The organism is Nocardia farcinica, from assembly GCF_029867845.1.
Lineage (GTDB): Bacteria > Actinomycetota > Actinomycetes > Mycobacteriales > Mycobacteriaceae > Nocardia > Nocardia farcinica_A.
Window position 1 is genome coordinate 1 of sequence record NZ_JARWRU010000350.1, and the last position, 4,824, is coordinate 4,824.

The 4,824-nt window shown below is 68.8% G+C and carries 5 protein-coding genes; all 5 read left to right on the forward strand.

Features of this window, described 5'->3' with window-relative positions; genetic code table 11:
• A partial coding sequence (gene mshD / locus QH283_RS07520; RefSeq protein WP_280502295.1) for a mycothiol synthase occupies window positions 1-485 on the forward strand: 485 nt, incomplete at its 5' end.
• Between the two features lie 301 nt (window positions 486-786).
• Entirely contained in the window at window positions 787-1,899 is a 1,113-nt protein-coding gene (pstS, locus tag QH283_RS07525; RefSeq protein WP_280502296.1) for a phosphate ABC transporter substrate-binding protein PstS, read from the forward strand.
• A gap of 85 nt (window positions 1,900-1,984) precedes the next feature.
• On the forward strand, window positions 1,985-2,959 hold the full coding sequence (gene pstC / locus QH283_RS07530) for a phosphate ABC transporter permease subunit PstC (protein ID WP_280502297.1): 975 nt from the start codon (window positions 1,985-1,987) through the stop codon (window positions 2,957-2,959).
• On the forward strand, window positions 2,959-3,879 hold the full coding sequence (gene pstA / locus QH283_RS07535) for a phosphate ABC transporter permease PstA (protein WP_280502298.1): 921 nt from the start codon (window positions 2,959-2,961) through the stop codon (window positions 3,877-3,879). Before pstC ends, pstA begins: the two co-directional genes overlap by 1 nt.
• 19 nt (window positions 3,880-3,898) lie before the next feature.
• The gene (pstB, locus tag QH283_RS07540; protein ID WP_280502299.1) at window positions 3,899-4,675 is read left to right on the forward strand and encodes a phosphate ABC transporter ATP-binding protein PstB; all 777 of its coding nucleotides are present in this window, start codon (window positions 3,899-3,901) and stop codon (window positions 4,673-4,675) included.
• The last annotated feature ends 149 nt before the right edge of the window (window positions 4,676-4,824 follow it).

Sequence of the window (4,824 nt, forward strand, 5' to 3'; positions counted from 1 at the left end):
CCATCGAGGTGCCCGAGGGCCTGGTGTTGCGCACCTACACCGGCCAGGAGGACGACGCCGAACTGCTGCGGGTCAACAACGCCGCCTTCGACTGGCACCCGGAACAGGGCGGCTGGACCGAGCGCGACCTCGCCGCCCGCCGCGCCGAGCCCTGGTTCGACCCGGCCGGGCTGTTCATCGCCACCGATTCCACCGACCCGGTGCGCATCCTCGGCTTCCACTGGACCAAGGTGCACACCGAGACCGACCCGCCGATGGGCGAGGTGTACGTGGTCGGCATCGATCCGTCCGCCCAGGGGCGCGGCCTCGGCAGGCTGCTCACCCTGGCGGGCCTGCGGTATCTGCGCGAGCGCGGGCTGGAGACGGTGCTGCTCTACACCGAGGCCGACAACACCGCGGCGGTGAACACCTACACCAAGCTCGGGTTCACGCCCTTCCACGTCGACATCGCCTACAGCGCCGACGTGCCGCCCGCGGGCGATTGATCGCCGGCCGCGCCGGGTAGTTCCCCGGCGCACGCGCGAACTGCCGGCTCCCGCCCGGCGCCAGCGTCGTCGTGTGACCGAGATCCGCCCGGTGGCAAACATCACGCTACGACAACGCAATCGCGCAGTCCTGTTCACCTCGCGTTCATCCTGGCTCGTCCGGCTGTCCACCGAGCGAATCTACGTTTGATCCGGGCAGTGATTGCTGCCCGGTGAGGGAGTTCGGCCGAACGATCACCACGACCACCCGCCCGGGCCGGTGAGGGACCGGGCGTGTCGGAAGCGATTTTGCGGAGGAACAGTGAATTCCAAGCGCAGCAGCGCCCTGGTGGGCGTTCTCGCGGCCGTCGTCGTGCCGCTCGCGGCCTGCGGTAGCGACGACAACAGCGGGGCGGGCGCAGGCATCGAGGCCAACGCCGAGGTGGCGTGTGGCGGCAAGACCTCGCTGAAGGCCAGCGGGGCGAGCTCGCAGAAGAACGCGATGGAACGCTTCATCGCCGCCTACGAGGCCAACTGCGACGGCTACACCCTCAACTACACCTCCAGCGGATCCGGCGCGGGCGTCAACGAGTTCGTCGGCGGCCAGACCGACTTCGGCGGCTCGGACTCCCCGCTCAGCGAGTCCAAGGGCGAGCCGGCCAAGGCGGCCGAGCGGTGCGACGCCCCGGCGTGGAACCTGCCGACCGTCTTCGGCCCCATCGCCGTCACCTACAACATCGACGGCGTGACCGACCTGGTCCTCGACGGACCGACCACCGCCAAGATCTTCAACGGCACCGTGACGACCTGGGACGCCCCTGAGATCGAGGCGCTCAACCCCGGCGCCGCCCTGCCCGCCGAGCCGATCGCGGTGATCTTCCGCTCCGACGAGTCCGGCACCACCGACAACTTCCAGCTCTACCTCGACGCCGCCTCCGACGGCGCCTGGGGCAAGGGCGCGGGCAAGTCCTTCGCCGGCGGCGTCGGCGAGGGCGCCAAGGGCAACGAGGGCACCTCGGCGGCGGTGAAGAGCACGAAGAACTCCATCACCTACAACGAGTGGTCCTTCGCCAAGGCGCAGAACCTCTCGGTGGCCAGGATCGTCACCTCCGCCGGCCCCGACCCGGTGGAGCTGTCGGTGCAGACCGCGGGCAAGGCCATCGACGGGGTGAAGATCGTCGGCGAGGGCAACGACCTGGTGCTCGACACCAGCTCGTTCTACCGCCCGTCGGAGCCGGGCGCCTACCCGGTGATGATGGCCACCTACGAGATCGTCTGCTCGAAGTACGCCGACCCCGCCACCGGCCAGGCCGTCAAGGCGTTCCTGGCCTCGGCGGTGACCAACGGCCAGGCCGGTCTCGAGAACAACGGGTACATCCCGATCCCCGAGGCGTTCAAGACCAGGCTGACCACCGCGATCGACGCGATCAGCTGAAGCGACAATGACAGTGCACCCTGAGGTGACCGGATCGGACCTGTCGGAATCGACGGGTCCGCTCCCGGCCGGAGAAACTGCGCAGATGCCGAATGAACCGAGAACCGACCAGGCGGCAGGCGTCGGCACAGCGCCGCACAGCGGGCGGGCGGAGACGATATTCCGCTCCATGGCCACCGCGTCCGGCGCGATCATCGTCGCCGCGATCGCGCTGATCGCGCTGTTCCTGCTGATCCGCGCGGTGCCTTCGCTCAGGGCCGACACCGTCAACTTCTTCACCAGCACCGAGTTCGACACCACCGACCCGGACAACCTGCGCTTCGGCATCAAGGACCTGCTCATGGTCACGGTGCTCAGCTCGGTGTTCGCGCTGGTGATCGCGGTACCCATCGGCGTGGGCATCGCGCTGTTCCTGACCCACTACGCGCCGAAGGCGCTCGCGCGCCCGTTCGCCATGCTGGTCGACCTGCTGGCGGCGGTGCCCTCGATCGTCTTCGGCCTGTGGGGCTTCCTCGTGCTCGCCCCGAAGATCGAGCCCGTCCAGCGCTTCCTGAACGACAACCTCGGCTGGCTGTTCCTGTTCGCCGACGGCAACGTCTCCATCGGAGGCGGCGGCACCATCTTCACCGCGGGCCTCGTGCTCGCCGTGATGATCCTGCCGATCATCACCTCGGTCTCCCGCGAGGTCTTCAACCTCACCCCGACCGCCCACATCGAGGCGGCGCTGGCGCTGGGCGCGACCAAGTGGGAAGTCGTGCGGATGACCGTGCTGCCCTACGGCCGCAGCGGCGTGATCGCCGGGTCCATGCTCGGCCTCGGCCGCGCGCTCGGCGAGACCATCGCCGTGCTCGTGGTGCTGCGCACCTCGGCGCAGGCGGGCAACTGGTCGCTGTTCGACGGCGGCTACACCTTCGCCTCCAAGATCGCCTCGGCGGCCTCGGAGTTCAGCTCCCCGCTGCCGACCGGCGCCTACATCGCCGCCGGCTTCGTCCTGTTCGCGCTGACCTTCGTGGTCAACGCGCTGGCCCGGCTCGCCGCGGGCGGAAAGGTGAACGGCTGATGACCTCGCTGACCAAGACCGAGCTCACCAAGTTCGACCGGCCGGTGAAGGCGCCCGCCTTCCGGCGGGTCGGCACCGCCCGGCGGATCAAGAACAACCTGGCCACCGTCGTGTTCGCGCTGTGCTTCGCCATCGCGCTGGTCCCGCTGGGCTGGGTGCTGTGGATGGTGGTCAGCGAAGGCATCGGGGCCATCGTGTCCTCCACCTGGTGGACGTACTCGCAGAAGGGCATCCTGCCCGACCAGTCCGGCGGCGGCGTCTATCACGCCATCTACGGCACCATCGTGCAGTCCGCGGTGGCCGCGGCGATCGCGGTGCCGCTGGGCATCATGGCCGCGGTCTACCTGGTCGAATACGGCCGGGGCAGGCTGGCCAAGGTCACCACCTTCATGGTCGACATCCTCGCGGGCGTGCCCTCCATCGTGGCGGCGCTGTTCGTCTTCGCGCTGTGGATCGCCACCTTCGGCGCGCCGCAGAGCGCCTTCGCCGTCTCGCTGGCCCTGGTGCTGCTCATGCTGCCGGTGGTGGTGCGCAGCACCGAGGAGATGCTCAAGCTGGTGCCCGACGAGTTGCGCGAGGCCTCCTACGCGCTGGGCATCCCCAAGTGGAAGACCATCGTGCGCATCGTCATCCCGACCGCCGCGCCCGGCATGATCAGCGGCATGCTGCTGGCGCTGGCCCGCGTCATGGGCGAGACCGCGCCGGTGCTGGTGCTCGTCGGCTACGCCAAGTCCATCAACACCAATCTCTTCGACGGCAACATGGCCTCGCTGCCGCTGCTGATCTACCAGGAGCTGGCCAACCCCGAGGCCGCGGGCCGGGAACGGGTATGGGGCGCGGCGCTCACGCTGATCCTGCTCATCGCGGCCCTGTACGCCGCGGCCGCGGTCGTCAACAAGCTGCTCACGCGCAACCGATAGAAGCGAACGGAAAACTCACATGGCCAAGCGGATCGACGTCAAGGAACTGAACATCTTCTACGGCAAGTTCCACGCCGTGGCCGATGTGTCGCTGACCGTGCTGCCGCGCAGCGTGACCGCCTTCATCGGGCCCTCCGGCTGCGGCAAGTCCACCGTGCTGCGCTCGCTCAACCGGATGCACGAGGTCACCCCCAACGCCCGCGTCGAGGGCTCGGTGATGCTCGACGGGGAGGACATCTACGGCGTCGGCATCGACCCGGTCGGGGTGCGCCGCACCATCGGCATGGTCTTCCAGCGGCCCAACCCGTTCCCGACCATGTCCATCCGCGACAACGTGGTGGCCGGTCTGCGCCTGCAGGGCGTGCGGGACAAGAAGGAACTCGACGAGGTCGCCGAGCGCTCGTTGCGCGGGGCGAACCTGTGGAACGAGGTCAAGGACCGGCTCGACAAGCCGGGCGGCGGCCTGTCCGGCGGTCAGCAGCAGCGGTTGTGCATCGCCCGCGCCATCGCGGTCTCGCCCGACGTGCTGCTCATGGACGAGCCCTGCTCGGCGCTCGACCCGATCTCCACCCTGGCGATCGAGGACCTGATCACCGAGCTGAAGCAGGACTACACGATCGTCATCGTCACCCACAACATGCAGCAGGCCGCGCGGGTGAGCGACCAGACCGGCTTCTTCAACCTGGAGGCCCAGGGCAAGCCGGGCAGGCTGGTCGAGATCGACGACACCGAGAAGATCTTCTCCAACCCGGGCAAGAAGGCCACCGAGGACTACATCTCCGGCCGCTTCGGCTGAGCCGGGCACCGCTGCCCGAGTACCCGGCTCCCCGACATCCCCGGTTCCCCGACATCCCCGGTTCCAGGACATCCCCGGTTCCAGGACATACAAAAAGGGCCCCCGCCGAATCGCGCCGGGCCCTCCGGCGTGGGAGGGGAAGCGGGTCA